Source organism: Bacillus sp. AK124, assembly GCF_053903085.1.
The window spans coordinates 2,761,340-2,786,545 of the sequence record NZ_CP096378.1 but is presented as its reverse complement, the minus strand read 5'-3'; the positions used below and the strand labels follow the sequence as shown (position 1 = coordinate 2,786,545).

Sequence of the window (25,206 nt, the reverse complement as noted above, 5' to 3'; positions counted from 1 at the left end):
TTTATCTGTTTTTAGTCTTGTTTGTTCATTAATTCGTGAAAAAATATAGCTTTGTCCTCCTGTTAAAAAGATGTTTTCTGTTTTTTTCTTTAAACATAAAAATTTAGTTATTCTGACTTTGAGGAGGGGATGGGAGGTATATACAGGAGAGACGAAGAGCGGCGATTAAAACATAGTGTCAAGAGCATGTCTCATTCTGACGTTTACACACAAATATGTAACGTGAAGATGTTGGAGAGCTTACGAAAGAAGCAATCGATCGTTATAGACGGGAGGAGCGTTGAAGTATTTGTAAAGGAAGGTTGGCACTGAGTCGGAATGGTATACGATAATCTTACCGTATTTTATCGACAGCTGATAAGAAGTTTATTACGATGTTTAACGTTAAGAAACTGTAGACATGAAAAAGCGCCCCAATGCGGGGCGTTTCTTACGTTTGCTTGCGGGTAGCGATTTGATATACGCCGTCAGATTGGTCGGTTGCTGAAACAACGCTAATGCCCATCGTTAATATCGCGGCGGCTAAAATGGGAATAACGAGCTTTTTAATACTCATATAAACACTCCCCTTTTTTAATTTGTGTTTGCGCATACATCATTTTTTGAAGGAACTCGATTGAGTTTCTGTGGTCTTTTCTTTCAAGGTATTGGTTGGAGACTTCAAGCGAAAGCTCTTCTATGTATGCAAATATTTTATTCTCCTCCAAGTATTTAAATACCTCTAAAATCTCTTCTTTATTCACAGAATAGATATATAAGGCCTCAAGATATTCAAATAGGGAAGTGAATAGGGTATCATTGAATTTTCGAGCCGTTTGTTTGCCAATACGAAATATCTCGATTGCGCGCTCGTAGTTTTTCTGCTTAAAAAGAAGTTGAGTGAAGTAATACAATGATTGTGGTAGGTTGTTATATTCTTCTTTTAGGTTAATCTCTACGGCTTTTTCAGCATATTCAACCGCTGTATCAATGTCCCCCATACATTCATGACAATCGGCTATATTGAAATAGGCAGAACTAATAAGTCTTTTATTGTTAATCTCTATCGCTAATTCGAGTGCGTTTTCCAGGTGGGGTAAGGCTTTGTCGTGGCACATTAAATCGTCATAGTTACCCGCGATTACAAATAAACATTGGATTTTACGGACTTTGTAGAGTTCGTGATTATTATATATTTTAAAGGCTCTTAATATATGATACATGGACACATGCGTCTGTTTCATGATGTAGTACGCTTCAGCCATTTTAAAGTGAAACTCGGCTTGTTCTATAACATCAGTAATGATAGATAGCTGCTTTTCTGCATTTCGATAAAACTCTATCGCTTTGATGTACTGTTTTTTCTCGAATTCATACATGCCCCTAAAGAAAAATGAGTAGTAACTAAGGAGGCCATTTAAATCTCTTCGAGGCTCCTCGATTTGGGCCAACAATTCGTGTATTGATTGTCCTTGTTTTCTTTTGTTAGTAGGTTCTAAATATTCTAACATTAATTGATGTCTAAAACACATCAACTGATAGTAAAGGAGTAAGTCCTGATCCTCTTCCATTTGATTAATTTCTTTCTCTACTTCTTCTTTTAAAGCCTCTGCATCCGGTACACTAAACTCTCTTATCATTTTATACCATTCGTGGATTTTCACTCCGACTTTTGACGAGGGTATTAACTGTTTCACTTTCACCTCTCCCTTTTTATTTCCTTTTTGTAAATATATTACTATACTTAGGGAGATAATAGGTTGAAAAATGAAAAAATTTTCGGCATACCGCAATTAAAGCAATACAAAAAGACGCCTGTTAAGGCGCCTGAATTCTATATGCTCTTATTTATGCCACATTTGCAGCATCCGAAGGTAAATTTCGTCCTTCACCGGGCTCTTGAATAGCGGATAATCGCAGTTGTCTCACCGGCCATAAAGACCGTCCGGTTATTCCTTATAATCGTATACCACTGTAATATCATATCCTTTTATTTCGTAATCCATTCGCCAACGATCTCCAACTAATAGGATACGTAAGAGGACGGAGGATTCAACGTTTTCTCCAGGAAAATGAATCTTGGTGATCAAGTCTTATGACCTACTAAAGGAGTAATTCGATATGTGAATGATCAGCTTAAAGAAAATTTTTTATTGATGTCTGCAACAGGTCCCATAGCTCTTTGATACCCTTTAAAATAAGTTATAAAAATTGACCGGCATCCACTCTAGTGGAATCTTTCTCCTTAACCAGTTTTAATGTGGCCACGATTAGAAAGCTGACAATCACTAGTAAGAGCCATGAACTCACTTTTCCTAGATGAACGAGACTCCACGCGCTGGTTTGGTTTGGATATGTCCAGGCTCCAAAAAACGTTGCGATATTTTCGGCTATCCATATAAAAAATCCGATGAGCACAAAAGAAAGTGCGAGCGGCATACGGTAACGAATTCCATTAACCTCGTATATGACCCATGATTTCCAAAAGACAATTACTACAAGTCCAGATAACCAAAAGCGGACGTCAATCCAATAATGATGGAGGAAAAAATTCAAATAAATCGCAGCGGCAAGAGGTACAACGACGAAAAACGGCGGCCACTTAACCAGTTCAACCTTAAGCCTCCTCCACGCCTGGCAAAGATAACTGGCGACACTTGCATACATAAAGCCGCTATATAAAGGCACTCCAAAGATTTTGGAGTAACCTTCCTCTGGATAAGACCAGGAGCCCATTTGCACCTTGAAAAGTTCAAGAGCTAGTCCAATAAGGTGGAACAATGTGATCACCTTTAGTTCATCCCTTGTTTCAAGCCCGGAATACACCATCCACCACTGCATGAGAAGGCAGATGATGAGCAGCCAGTCATACCGCGGCAGGAAGGGAAGAGGGATGATTTGTGTAATTGCCAAAGAGGCAAAAATAACGACAGGAAATAAACATGACAAGGACTGCTCCCAACCAAAACGAACGAGTTGATTTAGTGCTCTCATCCGCCGAATAGGCTAAATTTTTAATCATGGGTGTCTTCATCACTTCGGTATTCCAAAATATCTCCGGGTTGACATTCTAAAGCCTTGCAAATCGCCTCTAAAGTTGATAATCGAATAGCCTTTGCCTTTCCGTTTTTTAATATAGAAAGATTCGCCATTGTGATTCCAACCCTCTCAGAAAGTTCCGTTACGCTCATTTTTCTTTTAGCAAGCATCACGTCAATATTGATAATAATTGCCATTGTTTTCACCTCAGACTGTTAAATCATTTTCTGATTTTATATCAATCGCTTCTTGCAATAGCCTTTGGAGAACAGCAGCAAAGACGGCGATAACCATTGAAGCAAAAATAAGGACCAGTCCGATTAGTATGATGCCAGGAGCGTCGTCCATCTCCGCGATGAGATAGAAGAGCGGCATGCCTGCCGCTAATAAAATACTGATGGTGATTGCACAGTATTTTATATTCTTTAAAGCCCGTACAGACAATTTCGAGAAAGCTTTATTGTGGTCAATATAGCTTAAAAGTTTAAAGGCTTGATACAGAGCAAAGTAAAAAGGTATCGCCGCTGCATACAAATCGATATAAACGAGATATTTCAGATAAGAAATATCTGGATACAAATCAGCTGCAAAATTCGCTATCTTCGGCACGAAAAATATGCACAAAGCAAGAACTGGGATTCCAATAAGAATAACAGCCATCTTTAAAAAGAGTGTTGATCCACGTTTCATAAAGAGCACCTCACTTATTTTGTCGATTTGAATTTAACACATTATTTATCGTTTTACAATAAAAAATTATTGATAAAGGTGATTTTGTTGTTGTTATGGTATGATATCTTTTTGATTTTAGACAAGCGTTTATAAAGCTATGCAAAGAAATACGTCAGCGGAGTATACATCACCTCTTTTGGACCTTTGCGGCTTCCGCCAAACGAAAAGATCAAGCTTAAAGCGTCTTTCGAACGATAGCTTATATGAACGCAGGTTCGAGACAGTCAATGGATTGAAAAACGCTGGTTATGCGATAGTTAACCGGAACTCAGCAGAACCATATCGTCAAATAAATCCTAGGGTGAAAAAGCTCAAACGTACCATAAAGGAATATGTGTCAACAAGGAGACAATAAAACAGCTACCGATTGGCATGTCTTTGCCCATAACGTGAAGACTCGGGTTGAAGTCGAGGAGTTATTTGAGGTGAAGACCGAAGACGATTAGTGTGGTGAAAACAGAAAAGAGAATGTTGTTAGATTTAAATAAAAATAAGACGCCAATTAAGGCGCCTTCATCTCGTCTTAAATCCATTCACAAAACTTTCTCCGTCCTGCTCCGTGTTAATAAGCTGCTGGGCGCTTTGGCTGATTCGTTGAGCAAGCGCCTCTTGCGCTTTTCCTTCAAAGCTGTAGAGAAGCGATGAATAGACGCTGTTCATTTCTTTTTGTATATCGTCTATCTTAAACTTCGGTCTTAGTGTCGTTTTAATGCCTTCAAGCTTCGTTGCGGCTGATACCCTCATGCCCGTTTTCAGCATTTGAAGCTGATTGCGCCGTATGAGGAGCGTATCTTCTTGATCACCGTTTAAGTTGTTGAGTGAGGCTAGTTTATTGAAATTTTCCATTATGTCATCTCCTAAAGCTTAAGCCAGTTTGCCAGCATTTTATCTTTTGATTTAAAATCTTTTGCGATCTGAGCAAGGTGCCTGCTGATGTCTTCTAAATCTGAAATCGTATTTTGTAATGAGGCGATGTACGCTTTTTCGGCATGAACATCGTAAAAGAGCGGATTGCCTTTTTTGTCAAACGACTGCGCCAGGTTTTTCAGCGTATTGTTTACATCTTCGAGTGTCAGCTTGTCGTATAAACCGTGGCCGACTTGACGGTAGGTATCGTGTTTCAGGTCGTTGATTTCGGCGTCGTGTTCCTGATAAGCGTTTTCGGCTTCGCGTTTCATCGTCCGCAGATCGTTGATCATCGCATTTACTTTTTGCGCGAGCTGTTTGGCAACGGCGGGTGTTACTTTAATTGCGCCACTTCCGGATGCAACTTCCGGTGGGAGCATCGCTTTTAAATTTTTGTCATAAATGAGCTCATCGCCCTCTATATTTTGAACGTTGCCGTTTTCGTCGAAGGTGAAGTTATTACTTCCGACCCAATGCGTATCAGGCATTCCTAAGATTGCGGTCTGAAAGAAATACCCAGCGTTTTGCCCGATTTGTTGGAATACATCGCCCTGCATTCTCGCCTCGCGCACCGCATTTGATAATTCAGGGTCCTTCGTATAAATTGTCGTACCGTTGTGCCGGTCATACTCGTTCCACCAGCCGGCCCCGACCATATCATCCGGGTTGATAATCGATTTTATGGATCGGTCATATTCACCGTTATTAATTTTTTTTTGCTGCTCCGCAGAGTGTAGGTGGACGATTGAAGGGCTGTTAAACGCTACGGCATAGACATTATTGTTGACCGCACTGTATTCAGCCTCTGCGCCGCCGAGAGAATGTCCGGTTGTTGAAATGACCGTCGAGGTGCCTTTATACTTTTGTTTAACTTCCCGCACCAGATTGTCAGCTTGCCCGATTTGGGACGTTTTCGTAATTAACTTGTAGTTACCGGTGCTAAGCATCGAGTCTTGTGTCGGAGTTCCGTTATATTTTCCGAGTGTTTTAGAAGTATCTTTCGCATCTTTTTCGACTATGTAGTGTTCCTTCTTTTTCGGGTCAATTCCCATTACAACGTTCCCGCCGTCAGCGTCAATAACATCTTGGAAGAATTGGTTCTTAGGATCTGTTCCCGCGAAGGCTACGACGACGTTTTTTGGTGTGTCAGGTTTAACCCATTTACCGTCCTTTTTCTTCGCTTGAACAAATACATACGCGTCGAGTCCGGTGTCAGAGTCCCTTTTAATTTTATCAACGTAATAAGCCTTATTTGATTTACTCTCTATAGGTGTTCTATCCTTGAAAGCTTCTTTCATTTTATTGCTACTATATGTGTTTTGGCTAAGAAAATAATAATCCTTATCTGTTAAATTAGGAATATCGCTCTTTTTATTCATGTACATAACCCCGCAAACTATGTAAAATGTTATGAGGAAAGGATGGTTTTATGAAAAAATACATAATTATCCTTCTTGCTCTGGTCATTATAACATTTGGAGGAATATTTATGAAGCAACAAAATGATAACAGAGAGAAAGAAGAGCTTTATAATTTGGCTAAGGAAAGAATGACAGACTTTATTAAAACGAATTATGAGGACATTAAGTCAATTGATTATTCTGATGACTACGAAGTGAACCCAATGGGCGGAATTGATATTAAAGGGTATCTAAATGGTGATAAGCAAAAGAAAATATGGGGTATTTATGATAAGTCAAATGACGAAGTAGGGTCCTTCACAGTCGATGCTGAAAGAAAGCCCGAATGTAAAGATAAAATTTGCGATTATTAATAAAAGGTCCGACTCGATTGAGCGGGCTTTTTTCTATTTTTATCTCACGTTTGTTTAACTAATCAGTTTTATTACCCCTGATAATAAATAATGTTGTGATATCATTTCTAGTATTTGTTTTAAACCTACCGTAAAGCATTACATCGTTACAGGCATGAAGGGTGAGCTTTACCCGGTGGAAAAAGAGATTTTCGAAGAGATTTACGAGAAAGTTAGCGAATGACTGAGGAGCCAAATAAACGGTGCCCGTTAAACTCAGATCCCTGAGAAATCTATATTAATTTTTGATGAACCTGTCGTGATATTTCCCTAATGAGGATGTCGATATTAGTCCGTCATAGATGTTTTGGGTACGCCATAAAAGAAAAGATTGCGGATATTAAAGAACCCTTTTAAAATGAGTGAACCTTTTTCCTTACTTCTACAACGTTCCCATGAATAGCCGGAACGATTTAGCTCAGCTCAATCTTGTGAGGAAGGGTATACTTTAGAAAAAGCTTAATATACTGAGGTGAATATTGAAAATATGGATTCGGCATTGAATAATTTAATCATCAGTTGCCATTACGCTTTATTGGGGGCAATTCCATACAAATTAAGGGGACTCGCAGTCAAGTTAGAAAATGAAACGTTATACTGGAAAGGCTATTTTAACGGGGAACCGACAGACGATGAAATAGAAATGCTGAGCGTAGCTTGTACAGAGGTACTTGCTGACTTTCCACATATTAAGGACTGTGAAGAAGAGTATATCAATCATAAGTTTCCTTTAAAAATGGATAAATTACAGTTTTGGGCATTTTTAAGATGGGAAGACAACGAGCATGATGAAATAGGCTGTAAAACACTTTATTATAATTTGTTACGGAGTTTGGTGTGAAGTGTAATAAACGAAAGGTGAATTCATTTTAAGATTATAGGGATTAAAGCTTTAATATGATAGTTGGTTATCGGGAAACCACTTTCAAAAACGCACAAGTTCACAATAATAAAAAGATATTCATGTTGATTAGGCGTGCATCATTGCACGTCTATTCTTTTTGGAAAGAACTTTTACCTAGAACTAAAGAACTCAAAAAGCGAGAATGACACAAATTTTATTAGTTCTATTGTCTTATTTTTTATGCATAATACCAAAAATACACTTCAAATGATTTATAATGAAGCGTGCCTAATAATTAGCAAACATGGAACGTGATTCAATAAAAACGTATAAGGTTATTGCAGTATGAACTGGAGGATACAGTTTTGAAATATAAAAAAGCAGCAGCGCTTGGAATTGGTTTACTTTTATTTATAGGCGGATGTCAGAACAGAGAGGAGTCTGACATTAGCGTCCAAGATTACACAGGACAAGATTTTCATATTCAGAGCAGGGGTTATCAGAAAGAAACCGCTGAGATCGCGGAAGCGCATCGAGATGAGGTTGAAAAAACCGTAAAAGATTATTTCTTGGATCAATATAGAACAAAGGTAAAAGTCCATAACATTGTCGGAGGGCATGGATTTGTTACTGTGTATGCTGAATCGGTCGGAAAATTGCATTTCTACACAAGTGCAAAAATTAAAATTGATTTGGACAAGAAAGAGGTGCAGACTGACGCGATCCGTTCATCGGAGTTGGACGTGAAAGACTCGATTACAAGCGCGATATACGCATTGGCTTTTGAAGACGAATTTGCCGCGCTAGATTACTATTTAGAGAAGCTAACAGAAGAAGAGCCGATTGTAGGCAAAACGCAGGCAGCCGTTGATAACACAAGCGGTAAGGGATATCAGACGCCTTATTATGCTGTTTCTTTAACTGCTGATTGGAAGGATGACCTTTATTCAGCATATTTAGAAAACCCGAAAAGAAGCAAACAAGACTGGCAGGAAAAATTAGAAGATGAAGAAATCACCCCAAAATCATGTGATATCAATATAAATTTATATATGAAAAAAGCACATACAAGGCCAAGTGAACGCATTTATAATCAAGTGGTGCAGGATATTGAAGACATGGAAGAGCTGGCACCAGGGACTTACAGCATTTACTTGAATGACAATAGAATCGATAAAAACTTAGGATTTAATCCAAGAAAAAGCACGCTTGGACGATAATGTCTTCCTAAACTGATCATGAAATTGAAAATGTACTGATACGGAGATCTATTTTAAAATAATGTTTTAAGGAGCCGGAAAGCGGTCGGGTATTTCATTTCATTCCGCACGGTCGCCGGTTTTTTCAGCTGTTCAATCAAAAAGCGGCATCGATTACGGCGCGGCGCGATGCTTCACAAACTTCTTCGGGACGATGCAGGGAACAGAGGAAAAAAACCGCCGGACCCGGGTGGCAGACGGTTTTTCCTTTTGCAGAAAAACTTGTGGAAATAAAGCTGCGTGGAAATCGTGAATATGTGCTGTAAAGGGCGGCTGATTAATGCAGGGAATCTTTAATAATTTTATAGTTTTTATGATTGACGACGGTTAAGGAGTCCAGTTCCAAGTCTCTGTAGTTTTCCATAATCGTAACATCGACGATCACAGAGTTTTCGTTTACTTTCTCTACGATTCCGGTGAGTCCGTTTTTAAATTCGATGACGTTCCCGACTTTTGCAATTTTCAAGTGACTTCCTCTCCTTTAAAGTAAATTAACCTATTGAAAGTATTTTGCAATATTTTCTTGGAGAAGTAAAGCAATTTGGGAAGCGGCATCACTATTGTTGTACCCGGTGTGACTTAATGTTATAGTTAATTAGTTAAAGATGATGAGAGAAAAGGGGAGAGAACAGGTGACAGAGCAAAATGCCATCGATCAGATCGAGCAATTAAGGTCAGGGAGCATTCATGAACTCCACGTAAAAAAAGAAGATTTTCTTTCTTTCAGAGCCATCTTAACAAAGCAGGAAGATTTTAAGCATTTTCGCGGCATTGCCCAGCATGGCGGAGATATTATATTTCAATATATGAAAGAGGCAAGAAGCTGAAAAAGGCTTTCTCAGACCGGCTGAGAAAGCTTTTTTTATTTGTGTGAAGCCATATGTTTCTGGAGATTTTGGTATTCTCTGCATGAAATCGTCCGGCCGTCTGCAATAATGTGACAACCGGACAGTTTGATGGAAGGGATGCCAACATTTTGGCAATGAAATCAGCGATTCGTCTTGTTAGTGTAAAACATATGTTTTTTTCGATGAAGATTTGACAAGGAGGAAGGAAATGAAATCGAAATTTGCTGCGCTAGCTGCGTTTTTAATCTGCATGCTGCCGGCAGCAAGAATCGAACATGCTCAAGCTGTCATGTTGTTCTCGAAAAAAGATAAACAGGAAATGGAACGGCTGATGGAAAGCCTTAAACAGGAAGAAAATCCTGCTTTTCAATTAACAGATGAAAAAAGCTTCATTGAAGCCGCGCATCTGCCGGCTGAAGAGGAGCAGGAAAAAGAAGAAGCTGATGAAGAGACGACGGATCTTTCACATAAAGAAAAAGATCTTTTATCAAGGCTTGTACATGCCGAAGCGAAAGGCGAGTCATTTGAAGGAAAAGTGGCTGTTGCCAATGTCGTCCTGAACCGGGTGGAAGACGGCCGATTTCCTGACAGCGTAAAAAGCGTGATCTATCAAAGAAACGCTTTTGAGCCCGTTCTAAACGGCAGCATCGAGAAAAAAGCAGACCGCGAATCAGTTGAAGCTGTGGAAGAAGCGGTAGATCAAAATAAAAAAGAAACAGACGCTTTATTTTTCTATAATCCCGACATCGCTTCTGATGACTGGATTAAAACAAGAAAAGTCGTGAAGCGCATCGGCAATCATGTCTTTGCGATCTAAAAAGCAGTCAGGGCCATCCGCCTTGACTGCTTTTTATATGCAATTCTTTCTCACTTTTCACCCCCCAAGAAAAAATTTGTTTTTGATACTTTATGAAAATCAATTTTCAATGAAAAAGAAAATAATTTTTAGACTTGTCTCATATGATGGGATAAACCCGTGAGACAAGGAGAGACCTCATGAACCGTTTTGTAAAAGGAATTGTTCTTCTTTCGCTAGCTGCTTTTTTTGCAGAATGTCTTGAATTTGTCATCAACATGATTCTTGCACGGGAGCTTGGCGAGCATGGCATGGGGCTCTACATGAGTGTTTTGCCTTCCATTTTTTTAGTTGTGGTGATTGCGAGCCTTGAGCTGCCTGTATCGATATCGAAGTTTATCGCCGAGTCCACCCCGAAGCTGCACGAAAGCATGCTGAAACATGCATTGCGGATGACTGCGGTCTGCACGGTTTTTTCCACGGCAGCTGCAGTGATCATTCTTCCATTTATTCCGGTTTTTGATTCTTACCACCCTCTGATCAGAGGGCTTGTGATCGGGATGATCCCTACGGTTGCCTTTACGTCGATCGCGAGAGGCTACTTCATGGGCGTTCAGCAAATGGGTAAAATCGCAACGGCGAATGCCCTGAAAAAAATCTTTCAGCTCATCGGCTTGTTTTTATTTTTTCAATGGTATTCCTTTGAATTGGATACTTCTCTTCTGATCTCGTTGTTTGTCCTTGTTGCAAGTGAAGTGGTCGTGTTTGTTTATCTGTTTTCTCAGTTTGTTTTGGTCAGGCGCGCCGCTCAAAAAGGGCAGCAGATCCACCTGCGGAGAAATGATGTTTTAAAGCGCCTGCTCACTGTTTCGATCCCGACGACAGGGCTGCGCGTTTTTCACGCTGTGACAAACGCAGTTGAACCTTTTTTGGTGAAGGGGACGCTGCTTGCCGCTGGCGTATCGAGAACATCGGCCATCGACCAGTTCGGCATGCTTTCGGGGGTGGCGATGACAATCGGCTTTTTTCCGGCTTTCATCGCCCATTCACTGATGGTCGTCATGATCCCGAGCATTTCCGAAAGCTACGCTTACGGACAATACGAAAGAGTGATCAAACGGATTAAACAGGCGATCTTCATCACGCTGTTTTACGGCATACCGTCCGTTATGGTGATGTATCACTTTGCAGAGCCGCTGACCCACTTATTTTTCGATTCGGTTAAGGCGTCGTTTTACCTGAAAATGCTGTGGCCGTATTTTTTATTTCACTTTTTTGCCATGCCGTTTCAGGCCTGTTTAATCGGAATGGGGTTGGCCAAAGATGCCTTTTATCATAATGTATGGGCCAGTGTTTTGTCGTTTTTGATGATGTATGTTCTCGGATCCATGCAGACATTGCAGATGACGGGGATCATCCTAGCGATGAATACCGGAATGATTTTGCTGACGGCGCTGCATTATGTGACGATTTGCAAAGAGCTGGGCGTCACGCTTTTTTTGACAAACAAATCCCGATCTCCGAGAATTGAAAGCCGCTGATTGACCCTCTTCATAGTTTTGGTTTTTGCGGGGAAGCTAATACTAAAAAGAAGGGGAGTTCATATGCGAAGAATCAGTCTTATTTATCCGCTCATCCTGTTGCTTTTTTTCGGAGCCTTCGTATTTCAGCCGCAGGCCTCTGCAAAACATGCTTCTCCGGCAGTCATGCAGATGAACACGGTGGAGGGGCAGCGCGTCGTCATTCCCGCCGAAGGCCAAAAGACGATCGTTCATTTTTGGACGACCTGGTGTCCGCCGTGCCGTGAAGAGCTTCCGCGATTCCAATCCTACTATGAAAGCAAGCAATCCGGAGTAAAGCTCGTGACCGTGAATCTGCTGAATGCCGAAAAAAACGAACAGAAGGTGAAACAGTTTATTAAAGCAAACAAGCTGACATTTCCGATCGTTTTTGACAAAAAGGGCGAAATGATGAAAGCCTACAATGTCATGACGATTCCAACAACATTTTTCTTTAACGAAAAAGGAGAGCTGGAGAAATCGGTTGTCGGACCCATTACTGTGGAACAAATGAAAGAATGGGCAGGGAAAAGCTGAGCCGGGGGTTCAGCTTTTTTTTGAAATCTAAATGATAATTAATATCATGAAGAAATTATAATAATTATTATTTGAAAACGTAGAAAGCCGTGCTATAATGAGAAATAGAAAAGGGTGTGTTCAATGGACAAGAAGCAGTCATACCCTTTATATAAATAAAATACTCCATGTTTATGCTGCCGATGAGGCGGCAATTTGTTTTTTAAGAAGGAAATTGACGATGAATTACATTCTCAATTAGGGAGGATATTGGAGATGCAATTAGAGATCGGGAAACAATCGCAGCAGAACCGTCACACGTTTCATTTTGAAAATTGGAGGCAGCACGGGGAATTGATTGCTGCGCTTTTGTCGGGTTTGTTGATTCTTGCAGGCTGGCTGTTGTCCGGCAATAAAACATTGTCCGTTGTTCTGTTTATTTTAGCTTTTTGTATCGGCGGCTTTGCCAAAGCGAAAGAAGGCATACAAGAAACGTTGGCGGAAAAAACGCTGAATGTTGAACTTCTGATGATTTTTGCGGCGGTCGGGTCAGCGCTGATCGGCTACTGGGCTGAAGGGGCCGTGTTAATTTTTATCTTTTCTCTCAGCGGGGCGCTTGAAACGTATACATTAAATAAAAGCAAACGCGATTTGACATCTCTGATGAAATTGGAGCCGGAGGAAGCCGTTTTGCTCGAAGAAGAAAGAACAAGAACCGTGGCGGCGGCCGATCTTCAAGCGGGCGACCTCATTCTTATTAAACCCGGGGAACGCATTGCGGCAGACGGGGAGATCGAATCGGGAAGAACGAGTATCGACGAATCGGCACTAACGGGTGAATCAATCCCCGCGGAAAAAACCCTCGGAGACGCGGTTTTTGCGGGTACAGTCAATTTGAGCGGATCGCTCACCGTCCGTGTCACAAAGACAAATGAAGATTCGTTGTTCAAAAAGATCATTCGGCTCGTTGAGTCTGCACAAAACAGTGTTTCGCCGTCACAGGCGTTTATTGAGCGGTTTGAAAATATTTATGTTAAAGGGGTTTTGCTTGCTGTCGGACTGCTGCTCTTTCTGCCACATTTTCTGCTTGGCTGGAGCTGGAGCGAGACATTTTACAGAGCGATGGTGTTCATGGTCGTCGCTTCGCCGTGTGCCCTTGTCGCTTCAATCATGCCTGCCGCGCTGTCTTTGATCTCGAATGGCGCAAGAAACGGCCTGCTTGTCAAAGGCAGTGTTTTTCTTGAAAAACTCGGCAACAGCAAAATCGTTGCATTGGATAAAACGGGAACGATTACGAACGGAAAGCCCGGCGTGGAAGATATGCTTTTAGCTGCTGATATCGAGGAGCGCGAATGCTTGGAGGCTGCTGCTGCGATTGAGAAGCAGTCAGGCCATCCGCTTGCCAAAGCGATTGTCGAGTATGCAGAAGCAAAAGGTATCGAGCTTCCCGCAAATGTGTCGATCGAGGAGACGTCAGGGTTTGGCGTTCAGGCTCGATATAATGGAGAGACATGGCTGATCGGCAAAGCCGGATTTGTCGGGGAAGAGGCAGCCGGGCAATTTCTCACGACGGCTGTTCAGGAGCTTGCCAAGCAGGGAAAAACAATTGTGTTCGTGAAAAAAGGCGAAAAAATCGCGGGGTGTTTTGCATTAAAAGACCAAATCAGACCGGAAGCTAAAGCGGTGATCGAAGAGCTGAATGCGCTTGGTGTTCAGACGGCAATGCTGACCGGGGACCAGCCTGAAACCGCAGCGGCCATCGCACGAGAAGCGGGCTTGAAAATCGTCGTTTCAGAATGCCTTCCTGACAGAAAAGTAGAGGAAGCGCAAAAGCTGAAAAAAACATACGGAACAATCGTTATGGTGGGAGACGGAATCAATGATGCACCGGCCCTTGCCGCCGCTGATGTGGGGATCGCAATGGGGGGAGGCACAGATGTCGCACTGGAAACAGCGGATGTTGTTTTAATGAAAAACGAATTGACAGGACTGACCAAAATGATTCGGCTCTCCCGGAAAATGAATACGATCATTAAACAAAACGTGATTTTCTCTCTTGGTGTGATCTGTCTTTTAATCTGCAGCAACTTTCTTCAAATTCTTGATCTGCCACTCGGTGTCATCGGACATGAAGGCAGCACGCTGCTTGTTATTTTAAACGGTCTCAGGCTGCTGAAATCCTAAATAAAGAAACGGCTGCATGCTAACGGCAGCCGTTTTTTCACATCAGAGGGCTGTTTGAGGAAGAGGCGGCAATAATCGAAGCGGGTGGCATCCCCACAATACATAAGCGGTGAGCAAGAGACGGGAAAAACTGATACAATGGATGTGATGCTTTTACATGTTAAATGTATGGTACGGAAACTGTCTCAAGGAGTGAAAAGGAGCATGGAAAGAATTAAACAAATCTCTTCCTGGCTGAAAGAAAAAAACATATCTTCGGCTTTTATTCATTCAAAAGAAAACGTATTTTATCTTACCGGCTTTTATACAGAACCGCACGAACGGCTGATGGGCGTTTTTATTTTTCAAGATGAAGAGCCGTTTTTTGTTTGTCCGCAAATGGAGGCCGGTCAGGCGAGAGCAGCCGGCTGGGCGTATGAGATCATCGGATACGGGGATCATCAAAACCCTTGGGAACTCATATCTTCAGCGCTTCAAAAGCGAAACAGCCAATGTTCAAAAGTGGCGGTTGAAAAAGAAACGCTTGCTCTGTCGCGCGCCGAAATGCTGCAGGCGGTCACAAGCGGTGCGGAGCTTGTCTCTGCGGAAGAAAGGCTGAACCAAATCCGCGTCATCAAAGACGAAAAAGAAATCAGCATCCTCCGTGAAGCGGCCAAGCTTGCCGATTACGGAGTCGAAGCAGGAGCCGCCGCATTAAAAGAGGGGATAGCGGAAATCGATGTCGTCGCTAAAATCGAGTATGAGCTGAAGAAAAAAGGAGTCCAGGGGATGTCGTTTTCCACAATGGTCCTTTTCGGAGAAAAGTCAGGACAGCCGCACGGAAACCCGGGCAGCCGCACGCTTAAGCCGGGCGATTTCGTCCTCTTTGATTTAGGCGTGATCATTGACGGATACTGCTCTGATATTACAAGAACGCTCGTGTATCAAAATGTGAGTGAAAAACAAAAAGAAATATATGATACGGTGCTTCAGGCCGAAACAGAGGCGCTTAAGATGAGTAAGCCCGGTGTCAGAATCGGCGATCTTGATTTAAAAGCGCGCGGCATCATCGAAAAAGCGGGCTATGGCGATTACTTTCCTCACCGTCTCGGGCATGGGCTCGGGATTTCGCCTCATGAATACCCGTCCATGAGCCATAACAATGATGAGCTTTTAAAACAAGGTATGGTATACACGATTGAACCCGGCATCTATGTGCCGGAAATCGGAGGGGTGCGCATCGAGGATGATGTACTTGTCACTGCCGATGGAGCAGAAGCGCTGACAAAGTATCCAAAAGAGCTGACTGTCATTTCATAAAAAACGGAACCCGCGCCCGCGCGCGGGTTCTTTTTTATGCTGACGTGAATCGTTTGTCTTATTACCCGCGTCAATCCTTTGAAATGAAAAAATCGTCAAAGGAACGGAATGGTTTGATCTCGTGTTTTTCTTTAAGCGGTTTCATCGCTGCTTTTGAAGACAGTACGATAACGATACATAATAGAATCAGAATGAAGATACCCATTTTTCTTCCCCTTTCTGGAATGAAAACGTGTTCAGCACCGGTGCTGCCTTCATTCTAAATTATGAAACGCTTTCCATATCAAGCCCTAAATTAATAAAAAACCCTGATGTCAGGGTTTTCAGGAATTTTGCCTAGCCGCTTAATATGATTGACGTTGAAAAAGTCTTCTGATGATCGTTTGATGAATGAATCTACAGCGCCTTTTTGTTTTTATTATGGGGATTTAGATTGATCAAAAGATAATCGGATTGCATCATTATTCTCATGTGAAAAATTTGTATACTAAGCTCAAAAGAAGGGAGGGATTAAATGGGACAAACGCTGACAAATTAAATCTGCCGCAGACAATTTCATCTCTCATCCAGATATTTCAGTCCCCGCAATGATTGCGGATTCACCCCCACACAAATAAGCGTTAAAAAACTTCTCTAATGATTTGAAGTCCATTATCTATGAAAGGAAGCTAGCAAAGAGTGAAAACATTAGGATATGTACTGTTTTTGTCGATATTTGCTTTTGTCAGTATCGTACCGGCAGCTGACGCGAAAGTGATTGATCATGACAAAGTGCAAGGCTTCAGTGAAGTAACCCCTGTGACGGTTTCTCAAAAAGCGGCCAAACGTTTTCAGCCTTATTTAAAGGTCGCAAGCGGCTGCGTGCCTTTTCCCGCAGTTGACGCACAAGGCAATACAAGCGGAGGCCTGGAGCCTACCGGAGCGCCCGAAGGACACTGCAGCAAAAGCGTGGGACAAGTGTACTCCCGCTCTGCATGGTACAATGGAGTATGGGCGATTATGTACGCATGGTATTTTCCTAAAGATTCACCTCTGCCTTTTAATGCATTCGGCCATCGACATGACTGGGAAGGAATCGTCGTATGGATCGATAACCCGGCAAATCAAAATCCAAAAGTGTTTTCCATCGCTTATTCTCAGCACGGTAAATTTCAAAAAACAGCTCCAAACAACAAGATCATGGAAGGTGATCATCCGAAAATCCGCTATGATGCTCCTCAAGCACCGATTAACCACAGTTTATATGTGGACAGCGCAAAGGGCGGAACCCAGCCTCTCATCGGATGGGAAGATTTGACGCCCGCCGCAAGAAACGCATTGAACACGACGGATTTCGGAAGCGCAAACGTTCCTTTCAATGATCACAATTTCATGAATAACCTTGGAAAAGCATGGTTTAGATAAAAATATTTCGTGTATCGGCTGATTGTGAAATATTTTCATATCAGCCGGTTTTTTTCTCCGTACATCTTCTTCACTGTTTTCTTCATATTTATAGAACCCCGAAAAAAATTTCGAAAACGATCAAAATCCACGTCTCCAAGCGATATAATTTCTTTATGACGCGAAATGATCCGGCATGTATGAAAAGATTTGAAAGAAAGAAGGGAAACGAATGGCAAATATCAGGGAAATAGCTGAAACCGCAGGGGTTTCCATCACGACTGTTTCAAGGGTTCTCAACGGCCATCCGTATGTCAAAGAAGAAAAACGCCAAAAAGTTCTTGAGACGATTGAACGTCTCGAATATGCAAGGAATATGCATGCCGTTCATTTATCCAAAGGCTTTTCAAATATGATAGGTGTTGTGCTGCCGACCATCGGCCTCCCTTATTTCGGCGAGCTGCTGGAAGGAATCGCTGAAGAAGCTGCAAAGGAAGGCGTTCACTTTTCGCTTTATCAAACAAATTATCAATTGGAAAAAGAAATTTTTGCATTGGAGCAGCTGAAACAAAGACAGGTGGACGGCCTGATTTTCTGTTCAAAAGCGATGTCTGATGAAGCGCTTTTGGACTGGCATGAGACCGGTCCGTTCATTCTGTGCCAGGACTCAAGCGAACGGTATTTTTCAACGGTCAGCATTCCGCACAAAGATGCTTTCCGGTTAGGACTGGATTTTTTGATTGAAAAGGGGCACACAAAAATCGCCATTGGTTTGGCAAGGAAAAATGGCATGAACAGCCATTTTCGCCTTGAGGCATACAAGGAAGCTTTGGCCGCGATCGGGGAGCCTTACCGGGAAGAATGGGTATTCGAGCGGTCGCTGACGATAACCGACGGGCAAAAGCTGTTCTCTGAATGGAGAGAGATGGAGGAGAAGCCGACAGCTGTTTTTATCGCCAACGACCAAGTAACAGCTGGTATGTTTCTTGAAGCGCAGCGTCATCAGGTGGATATTCCCGGAAGCCTCGCCATTTTAAGCTGTGACAACCAGCCAATCAGTGAAGTGCTGGGCATTTCAACGATCAAAATTAATATAAAGGAAATGGGGAAGCATGCGTTTCGCCTTTTGCGAAAAAGAATCGGCGGTGCCGGCCCGGAAAAACAGACCGTTCCATACAAGCTGATCAAAAGGGCGACTGTGTAATGTAATCAAAACATCAATCATTTTCCAGACAGTGATCAAATTTCGACATTTTTCATCAAAAAGGTCAAAATAAATTGACGCGCTTTCATGAGTTTTGTACGATATGAGAGATTGATGACAAAAAGGAGCTGAGGATCGTGAACAGATCCTTTACCGTTGAAAAGGTACTCAACAACAACGTTTTAATCGCTCTCCATGATGATTACAGAGAAGTTGTCTTGATTGGCAAAGGAATCGGTTTTGGCAAAAAGCGCGGAGATCTTATCGAACATGAGAACTATGAAAAAATGTTTATCTTGGAAAATGATAAGGAACAATCGCAGTATAAGAAGCTCCTCACTTATGTCGATGAAAAAATGGTTGATATCGCCAATGATGTTATCTACCATATCGCGCAAAAAATCGGCCAGCCGCTGAACGAACACATTCATGTCGCGTTGACGGACCATATCGCATTTGCGGTTAAGCGCTTAGAAAAGGGATTTGATATGAAGAATCCGTTTTTGCTTGAGACGGAATCGCTTTATCCGAAGGAATACGAAGTCGCCAAAGAAGCCGTCGATATGATAAATGAAAAATCAGACATTCAGCTGCCTGAAGGCGAAATCGGGTTTATCGCACTTCATATCCACAGTGCGATGACGAACCGCCCGCTTTCTGAAGTCAATCAGCATTCCCAACTGATCTCCAGGCTTGTCCAGGTCATCGAGGATTCGTTCCAGATGCAGGTCAACAGGGAAAGTGTGAACTATTTGCGGCTGATCAGGCACTTGCGCTTTACGATCGACAGGATTAAACGGGACGAGCCGATTCAGGAGCCGGAAAAATTAATGTTATTGTTGAAAACGGAATATCCGCTGTGTTACAATACTGCTTGGAAGATGATCAAGATCTTGCAGCAAGCGCTCAAGAAACCGGTTCATGAGGCAGAAGCCGTTTATTTGACATTGCATTTGTACCGTTTAACTAATAAAATTTCATAACGCCTTTATAACGTGTTACTGATTCGATCAGGCATGAGTGAAAAAAGGGAAGAAATGAAGACGCTGTCTTTTGTTTCTTAGTGTACCCGCTTTCACCCATGCCTTTTTTGTCGTTCTAAAGGCGAAATGTAAACGGTTTATTTGGATGAAAAAGCAGTCTTTTGAACGAAGTTGTCATGAATTTTTGCTGTAAGGTCAAACTATCCTTAGAGGGGGTTAAAACATGTTTAAATCGCTATTTGGCGTTCTGCAAAAAATTGGACGGGCGCTGATGCTTCCTGTTGCGATCCTGCCGGCTGCAGGGATTCTGCTCGCGCTTGGTAATGCCATGCAAAATCCGCAGATGACAAAAGTCGCACCATTCTTAACGAACAGCACCGTTCAGCTTGTTGCGAAAGTGATGGAAAGTTCAGGTGACGTCGTGTTCACCAACTTGGCGCTCCTTTTCGCAGTCGGGGTTGCCATCGGTTTGGCTAACGGCGACGGTGTTGCCGGAATCGCCGCTATTATCGGATATCTTGTTATGAATGTCACGATGAGTGCAGTGCTTCTTCAAAACGGTTCGATTCCAAGCGACGCAGTTGAAAGAGCACAGTTCTTTACTCAAAACCATCCGGAATACACGACAATGCTCGGCATACCGACATTGGCAACGGGGGTATTCGGGGGTATTATTGTCGGTGTCCTGGCCGCTGCCATGTACAACCGATTCTACACAATCGAGCTTCCGCAGTATTTAGGATTCTTTGCCGGAAAGCGCTTTGTTCCGATCATTACATCGATTTGTGCATTGCTGCTGGGACTCGTCATGCTGTTTATCTGGCCGCCGATCCAAGGCGCGCTGAACAGCTTTTCGACAAACTTGCTTGCAGCAAATGAAGCGGTCGCAGCTCTCATTTTCGGAATGATTGAGCGGGCCCTCATCCCGTTCGGTCTGCACCATATTTTCTACTCGCCGTTCTGGTACGAGTTCTTCAGCTATACGAATCAGGCGGGAGAAATTGTCCGCGGTGACCAAAGAATTTTCATGGCGCAAATCAAAGACGGCGTCGATTTGACAGCGGGTACATTTATGACCGGTAAGTATCCGTTCATGATGTTCGGTCTTCCTGCGGCAGCGCTCGCTATTTATCATGAGGCAAAACCGCAGAACAAAAAGCTTGTTGCCGGTATTATGGGTTCAGCAGCATTGACATCATTCTTAACAGGGATCACTGAGCCGATCGAATTCTCATTCTTGTTCGTCGCTCCGATTCTGTTTGCGATTCACTGTGTGTTTGCCGGCCTGTCATTCATGATGATGGACATTTTAAATGTTAAGATCGGGATGACATTCTCCGGCGGTTTGATCGACTACTTCCTGTTCGGAATTCTGCCGAACCGTACAGCTTGGTGGCTTGTCATTCCTGTCGGTTTAGTCCTGGCTGTCGTCTACTACTTCGGATTCAGATTTGCCATCCGCAAGTTCAACTTGAAAACGCCTGGACGCGAAGATGCAGCTGCAGAATCCGCTGATGAAGGCAAAGAAGCAGCAGGAGATCTTCCTTATCAAATTCTAGAGGCGATGGGTGACCAAGAAAACATCAAACACCTTGACGCTTGTATCACAAGACTTCGCGTCACAGTCAACGATCAGAAGAAAGTTGACAAAGAGCGCTTGAAAAAACTCGGCGCATCCGGCGTGCTGGAAGTCGGCAATAACATCCAAGCGATTTTCGGACCAAGATCCGACAATTTAAAATCGCAAATGCAAGACATTATGTCAGGCCGCACGCCGCGTCCTGAAAAAGCACCAAACGCTGCCGAGGAAGTAGAGCAGCAAATCGAAGAAGTCATGGTCGAGCCTCTTCAAAATGAATCAGGTGAAGAAGTATTCGTTTCACCGCTTGCTGGTGAGCTTCATCCGATTACAGATGTTCCGGATCAAGTATTCTCCGGAAAAATGATGGGCGACGGATTCGCGATTCTTCCTGCAGAAGGCACAGTTGTGTCACCTGTAAGAGGGAAAGTGCTGAACGTGTTCCCGACAAAGCATGCGATCGGTCTGCAGTCTGACGGCGGCAGAGAAATTCTGATCCACTTTGGAATCGATACGGTCAGCCTGAAAGGTGAAGGCTTCACTGCATTTGTTTCTGAAGGTGACCGGGTTGAGCCGGGCCAGAAACTGCTTGAAGTCGACATTGAAAAAGTGAAGGACAGCGTACCTTCCCTGATGACGCCGATCGTGTTCACGAACCTTCAAGAAGGCGAAAGCGTGAGCTTAAAGGCAGAAGGCAATGTCAGCCTGACACAGGACGATATCGTCCGCGTTGAAAAATAAATTCACAAAATGGCCGTACTTGTCAGATGACATGTACGGCTGTATGATATAATATTGTGAATGTACTAAAAGCTTTAAATTAAAAGGAGATTGATAAAAAATGGCACAAAAAACGTTTAAAGTAACTGCAGATTCTGGAATCCACGCTCGTCCAGCGACTGTTCTTGTACAAACAGCAAGCAAATATGATGCAGATATTAATTTGGAATATAACGGAAAAACCGTCAACCTTAAATCAATTATGGGTGTTATGTCACTAGGTATTGCTAAAGGTGCTGAAATTACGATTTCTGCTTCCGGCGCTGATGAAAATGATGCTCTTTCCGCACTTGAAGAAACAATGAAAAGCGAAGGTTTAGGCGAATAATGCTTGAACTAAAAGGAATAGGCGCTTCAGCCGGTATTGCGATCGCCAAAGCATATCGGCTTGAGGAGCCTGATCTAACGGTTGAAAAGAAAAACATCTCTGATTCTGATGCGGAAGTAAATCGTTTTGAAGACGCCATCGAGCGTTCTAAAAAAGAGCTTGAAATCATTAAAAACCATGCATTGAAAGAGCTTGGAGAAGATAAAGCGGAAATCTTTTCTGCACATTTGTTAGTATTAAGCGATCCGGAACTGTTAAACCCGATTAAAGACAAAATCAAATCGGACTCCGTCAACGCGGAATTCGCTTTAAAAGAAACGGCCGACATGTTCGTCACAATGTTCGAGTCGATGGATAACGAATATATGAAAGAACGCGCCGCAGACATCCGCGATGTCACCAAGCGTGTCACAGGGCATCTTCTCGGCGTTGAAATTCCGAACCCGAGTCTGATTTCCGAAGAGGTCATCATCGTAGCCGAAGACTTGACACCGTCTGATACAGCGCAACTAAACCGCAACTTTGTTAAAGGGTTTACAACAGATATCGGCGGACGGACGTCCCACTCAGCCATCATGGCGCGCTCGCTTGAAATTCCGGCCGTTGTCGGCACAAAAGCGGCAACAAAAGGCATTCAAAACGGCGTAACAGTGATCGTTGACGGTATCAATGGCGATGTCATCGTTGATCCTGCCCAGGAAACAATCAGCGAATACGAAGAAAAGCATCAAGCCTTCCTGGCGCAAAAAGCCGAATGGGCGAAGCTTGTCAATGAACCGACTGTAACGAATGACGGACATCATGTGGAACTTGCCGCTAATATCGGTACACCTGATGATGTAAAAGGCGTTCTGGAAAATGGAGGAGAAGCAGTCGGCCTTTACCGGACTGAATTCCTTTACATGGGCAGAGACCAGCTTCCGACTGAAGAGGAGCAATTTGATGCCTATAAAACCGTTCTTGAGCGTATGGAAGGCAAATCAGTTGTCGTTCGTACTCTTGATATCGGCGGAGACAAAGAGCTTCCATATTTAGAACTGCCAAAAGAAATGAACCCTTTCTTGGGATACAGAGCGATCCGTCTTTGCCTTGATGAGCAAGAGATTTTCAGAACGCAGCTTCGTGCGCTGCTTCGGGCAAGTACATATGGAAACTTAAAAATTATGTTCCCTATGATCGCGACTGTAAACGAATTTAAAGAAGCGAAAGCAATTCTTTTAGAAGAAAAAGAAAAGCTGAAAGCTGAAGGTCAACAAGTTTCCGAAGACATTGAAGTCGGTATGATGGTTGAAATCCCTTCAACAGCTGTGATCGCTGATCAATTCGCTAAAGAAGTCGATTTCTTCAGCATCGGAACGAATGACCTGATTCAATATACGATGGCTGCTGACCGGATGAATGAGCGGGTATCTTACCTTTACCAGCCGTACAATCCTGCGATTCTCCGCCTGATCACGCTTGTCATTGAAGCGGCCCATAAAGAAGGAAAATGGGTCGGCATGTGCGGCGAAATGGCGGGAGATGAAATTGCGATCCCAATCCTGCTCGGTCTTGGACTGGACGAGTTCTCAATGAGCGCGACGTCAATCCTGCCGGCAAGAACGCAAATCAGTAAGCTTTCTAAAAAAGAGACGGAATCGTTCAAAGAGCAAATTCTGTCCATGAGCACAACAGAAGAGGTTGTACAATTCGTAAAAGAAACCTTCAATATGGCATAAGCGATTGAAAATCCGGACAGGCATAACCAATGCCCGTCCGGGTTTTTTTGTTGATCTGAATGATCTCGGCTGCGGCGGAAATAATACATGTGACCAATAGTTAGAAAGGGGGATTTTGATATGCCCAGGCAGCCATTCAAACCGGGTGATGAGGTCTATGTCATTTACCGGAACCCGCATGCCGCCAATGTCGCGCATATAAAGGAAGCTGAAGTCGTTGATCACCCGCTTCACGAAGGTGAACTGGCATTGTTTATGTATGATACATATCACGCCTTTGCCGAAGATGATGCCGTTTTTTCTTCATATGAAGAGGCGGAACGGCTTTACCGTGAGTTATTTGACGGGGTATGAAAATATTACCGGTATATCACATCCTCTAAATGCAAAAAGTAACGGAAATAAGCAAAGGATGTGTCTGTTTCCAATGGTAAAACCGTTTGTTCCCCAGCTCGTCTATATTGAACCGAGAGCGCTGGAATACCCGCTGGGAAAAGAGCTGAGGGATAAATTTTCAAACATGGGGCTTGAGATCAGGGAAACGACTTCACACAATCAGGTGAGGAATATCCCGGGGGAAGGCCACCTGCAAAAATACAGAAATGCGAAATCCACTTTGGTCATCGGCGTCAGAAAAACATTGAAATTCGATTCATCAAAACCGTCCGCAGAATACGCGATTCCGTTTGCAACAGGGTGTATGGGTCACTGCCATTACTGCTATCTGCAGACGACAATGGGCAGCAAGCCGTATATCAGAACGTACGTCAATGTGGAGGAAATACTTGATCAGGCGGACCAGTATATGAAAGAACGCGCTCCCGAGGATACGCGGTTTGAAGCTTCTTGCACATCTGATATTGTCGGGATTGACCATTTGACACACACATTAAAGCGTGCAATTGAGCATTTCGGTCAATCCGACCACGGTAAATTGCGTTTCGTGACAAAATTCCATCATGTCGACCATTTGCTTGATGCCAAGCACAACGGAAAAACGCGTTTCCGCTTCAGCGTAAATGCCGATTATGTCATCAAAAGTTTTGAACCCGGCACATCCCCTTTGGATAAACGGATCGAAGCCGCCGTGAAAGTAGCGGAAGCAGGCTATCCGCTTGGTTTTATCATCGCTCCGATTTATATTCATGACGGCTGGCAGGAAGGCTACAGAGTGCTGCTCGAAAAGCTCGATCGTGCGCTGCCGCAGCATGCAAGGCGCGACATTACCTTTGAAATGATCCAGCACAGATTCACGAAGCCGGCAAAAAGAGTCATTGAAAAAAACTATCCAAAGACAAAGCTCGAACTGGATGAAGAAAAACGGCGCTATAAATGGGGCAGATACGGGATTGGCAAATATATATACCAGAAGGATGAAGAAGCAGAGCTTCGCAGCGCCCTTGAAACGTATATTGATAACTATTTTCCCGAAGCAAAAATCGAGTATTTCACATAAC

General features: G+C 43.0%; 27 protein-coding genes. 18 read left to right on the top strand and 9 right to left on the bottom strand.

The genetic code is table 11. The features are described 5' to 3' along the window. Positions 1 to 430: 430 nt before the first annotated feature. A complete protein-coding gene (locus M1E06_RS13960; RefSeq protein ID WP_023857307.1) occupies positions 431 to 556 on the bottom strand; it encodes a hypothetical protein in 126 nt (41 codons plus the stop codon). Beyond that, entirely contained in the window at positions 546 to 1,676 is a 1,131-nt protein-coding gene (locus M1E06_RS13955; protein ID WP_020451157.1) for a response regulator aspartate phosphatase, read from the bottom strand. The genes M1E06_RS13960 and M1E06_RS13955 overlap by 11 nt, the downstream gene beginning before the upstream one ends. A gap of 63 nt (positions 1,677 to 1,739) precedes the next feature. Here M1E06_RS13955 and M1E06_RS13950 point away from each other — a divergent pair, with 63 nt between their 5' ends. Further along, a complete protein-coding gene (locus tag M1E06_RS13950; RefSeq protein WP_020451158.1) occupies positions 1,740 to 1,886 on the top strand; it encodes a hypothetical protein in 147 nt (48 codons plus the stop codon). 295 nt (positions 1,887 to 2,181) lie between these two features. Here the strand turns inward: M1E06_RS13950 and M1E06_RS13945 are convergent, their stop codons facing one another. From M1E06_RS13945 to M1E06_RS13925, 5 genes are all read right to left on the bottom strand, one after another. Further along, positions 2,182 to 2,973, bottom strand: a complete 792-nt coding sequence (locus M1E06_RS13945; RefSeq protein ID WP_023857306.1) for a DUF817 domain-containing protein — start codon at positions 2,971 to 2,973, stop codon at positions 2,182 to 2,184. A gap of 20 nt (positions 2,974 to 2,993) precedes the next feature. Then, positions 2,994 to 3,215 (bottom strand): helix-turn-helix domain-containing protein, encoded by a 222-nt coding sequence (locus M1E06_RS13940; protein ID WP_020451161.1) that lies wholly within the window; start codon positions 3,213 to 3,215, stop codon positions 2,994 to 2,996. Positions 3,216 to 3,225: 10 nt separating this feature from the next. Then, a complete protein-coding gene (locus tag M1E06_RS13935; RefSeq protein ID WP_020451162.1) occupies positions 3,226 to 3,708 on the bottom strand; it encodes a DUF2975 domain-containing protein in 483 nt (160 codons plus the stop codon). A 555-nt stretch (positions 3,709 to 4,263) separates the two neighbouring features. Beyond that, complete coding sequence (locus tag M1E06_RS13930; protein ID WP_020451163.1) at positions 4,264 to 4,596, bottom strand: hypothetical protein; 333 nt, start codon at positions 4,594 to 4,596, stop codon at positions 4,264 to 4,266. Between the two features lie 11 nt (positions 4,597 to 4,607). Continuing rightward, positions 4,608 to 6,035 carry a phage hydrolase gene (locus M1E06_RS13925; protein ID WP_020451164.1) on the bottom strand — a complete coding sequence of 476 codons (1,428 nt, stop codon included), beginning with the start codon at positions 6,033 to 6,035 and terminating at the stop codon, positions 4,608 to 4,610. Between the two features lie 50 nt (positions 6,036 to 6,085). Between M1E06_RS13925 and M1E06_RS13920 the strand changes: the two genes are divergently transcribed. From M1E06_RS13920 to M1E06_RS13910, 3 genes are all read left to right on the top strand, one after another. After that, on the top strand, positions 6,086 to 6,430 hold the full coding sequence (locus tag M1E06_RS13920) for a DUF1433 domain-containing protein (RefSeq protein WP_023857304.1): 345 nt from the start codon (positions 6,086 to 6,088) through the stop codon (positions 6,428 to 6,430). Between the two features lie 526 nt (positions 6,431 to 6,956). Beyond that, the gene (locus M1E06_RS13915) at positions 6,957 to 7,310 is read left to right on the top strand and encodes a hypothetical protein (RefSeq protein ID WP_020451166.1); all 354 of its coding nucleotides are present in this window, start codon (positions 6,957 to 6,959) and stop codon (positions 7,308 to 7,310) included. Positions 7,311 to 7,678: 368 nt separating this feature from the next. Next, a complete protein-coding gene (locus tag M1E06_RS13910) occupies positions 7,679 to 8,533 on the top strand; it encodes a DUF1672 family protein (protein ID WP_020451167.1) in 855 nt (284 codons plus the stop codon). 316 nt (positions 8,534 to 8,849) lie between these two features. Here M1E06_RS13910 and M1E06_RS13905 read toward each other — a convergent pair whose 3' ends face one another. Further along, a complete protein-coding gene (locus M1E06_RS13905) occupies positions 8,850 to 9,038 on the bottom strand; it encodes a YkvS family protein (protein ID WP_003181225.1) in 189 nt (62 codons plus the stop codon). A 142-nt stretch (positions 9,039 to 9,180) separates the two neighbouring features. Here M1E06_RS13905 and M1E06_RS13900 point away from each other — a divergent pair, with 142 nt between their 5' ends. From M1E06_RS13900 to M1E06_RS13875, 6 genes are all read left to right on the top strand, one after another. Further along, positions 9,181 to 9,399, top strand: coding sequence for a hypothetical protein (locus M1E06_RS13900; protein WP_371268714.1), 219 nt, complete (start codon positions 9,181 to 9,183; stop codon positions 9,397 to 9,399). Positions 9,400 to 9,628: 229 nt separating this feature from the next. Further along, entirely contained in the window at positions 9,629 to 10,237 is a 609-nt protein-coding gene (locus tag M1E06_RS13895; RefSeq protein ID WP_020451169.1) for a cell wall hydrolase, read from the top strand. 179 nt (positions 10,238 to 10,416) lie between these two features. Next, on the top strand, positions 10,417 to 11,757 hold the full coding sequence (locus M1E06_RS13890) for a polysaccharide biosynthesis protein (protein WP_020451170.1): 1,341 nt from the start codon (positions 10,417 to 10,419) through the stop codon (positions 11,755 to 11,757). A gap of 63 nt (positions 11,758 to 11,820) precedes the next feature. Further along, complete coding sequence (gene stoA / locus M1E06_RS13885) at positions 11,821 to 12,312, top strand: endospore biogenesis thiol-disulfide oxidoreductase StoA (RefSeq protein WP_020451171.1); 492 nt, start codon at positions 11,821 to 11,823, stop codon at positions 12,310 to 12,312. 255 nt (positions 12,313 to 12,567) lie between these two features. After that, positions 12,568 to 14,475: a heavy metal translocating P-type ATPase gene (locus M1E06_RS13880; RefSeq protein ID WP_020451172.1), complete on the top strand. Its 1,908-nt coding sequence runs from the start codon at positions 12,568 to 12,570 to the stop codon at positions 14,473 to 14,475. A 204-nt stretch (positions 14,476 to 14,679) separates the two neighbouring features. Beyond that, on the top strand, positions 14,680 to 15,774 hold the full coding sequence (locus M1E06_RS13875) for a M24 family metallopeptidase (protein ID WP_023857301.1): 1,095 nt from the start codon (positions 14,680 to 14,682) through the stop codon (positions 15,772 to 15,774). Positions 15,775 to 15,844: 70 nt separating this feature from the next. On the opposite strand, the gene M1E06_RS13870 is transcribed toward M1E06_RS13875, so the two are convergent. Beyond that, complete coding sequence (locus M1E06_RS13870; RefSeq protein WP_003181237.1) at positions 15,845 to 15,979, bottom strand: hypothetical protein; 135 nt, start codon at positions 15,977 to 15,979, stop codon at positions 15,845 to 15,847. A gap of 473 nt (positions 15,980 to 16,452) precedes the next feature. On the opposite strand from M1E06_RS13870, the gene M1E06_RS13865 reads away from it, so the two are divergent. The 8 genes from M1E06_RS13865 (at position 16,453) to splB (ending at position 25,205) form a co-directional block, all read left to right on the top strand. Then, entirely contained in the window at positions 16,453 to 17,178 is a 726-nt protein-coding gene (locus M1E06_RS13865) for an NPP1 family protein (RefSeq protein WP_020451174.1), read from the top strand. Positions 17,179 to 17,389: 211 nt separating this feature from the next. Then, positions 17,390 to 18,361, top strand: coding sequence for a LacI family DNA-binding transcriptional regulator (locus M1E06_RS13860; protein WP_020451175.1), 972 nt, complete (start codon positions 17,390 to 17,392; stop codon positions 18,359 to 18,361). A 137-nt stretch (positions 18,362 to 18,498) separates the two neighbouring features. Next, positions 18,499 to 19,344 carry a glucose PTS transporter transcription antiterminator GlcT gene (glcT, locus tag M1E06_RS13855; protein ID WP_003181243.1) on the top strand — a complete coding sequence of 282 codons (846 nt, stop codon included), beginning with the start codon at positions 18,499 to 18,501 and terminating at the stop codon, positions 19,342 to 19,344. 223 nt (positions 19,345 to 19,567) lie between these two features. Then, positions 19,568 to 21,664 carry a glucose-specific PTS transporter subunit IIBC gene (gene ptsG, locus M1E06_RS13850; RefSeq protein ID WP_020451176.1) on the top strand — a complete coding sequence of 699 codons (2,097 nt, stop codon included), beginning with the start codon at positions 19,568 to 19,570 and terminating at the stop codon, positions 21,662 to 21,664. 100 nt (positions 21,665 to 21,764) lie between these two features. After that, positions 21,765 to 22,031, top strand: coding sequence for a phosphocarrier protein HPr (locus M1E06_RS13845; protein WP_003181247.1), 267 nt, complete (start codon positions 21,765 to 21,767; stop codon positions 22,029 to 22,031). Continuing rightward, a complete protein-coding gene (gene ptsP / locus M1E06_RS13840; protein WP_020451177.1) occupies positions 22,031 to 23,749 on the top strand; it encodes a phosphoenolpyruvate--protein phosphotransferase in 1,719 nt (572 codons plus the stop codon). The genes M1E06_RS13845 and ptsP overlap by 1 nt, the downstream gene beginning before the upstream one ends. Positions 23,750 to 23,869: 120 nt before the next feature. After that, on the top strand, positions 23,870 to 24,103 hold the full coding sequence (locus tag M1E06_RS13835; protein WP_023857298.1) for a transcriptional regulator SplA domain-containing protein: 234 nt from the start codon (positions 23,870 to 23,872) through the stop codon (positions 24,101 to 24,103). 73 nt (positions 24,104 to 24,176) lie between these two features. Then, a complete protein-coding gene (splB, locus tag M1E06_RS13830) occupies positions 24,177 to 25,205 on the top strand; it encodes a spore photoproduct lyase (protein ID WP_023857297.1) in 1,029 nt (342 codons plus the stop codon). Position 25,206: the final 1 nt, after the last annotated feature.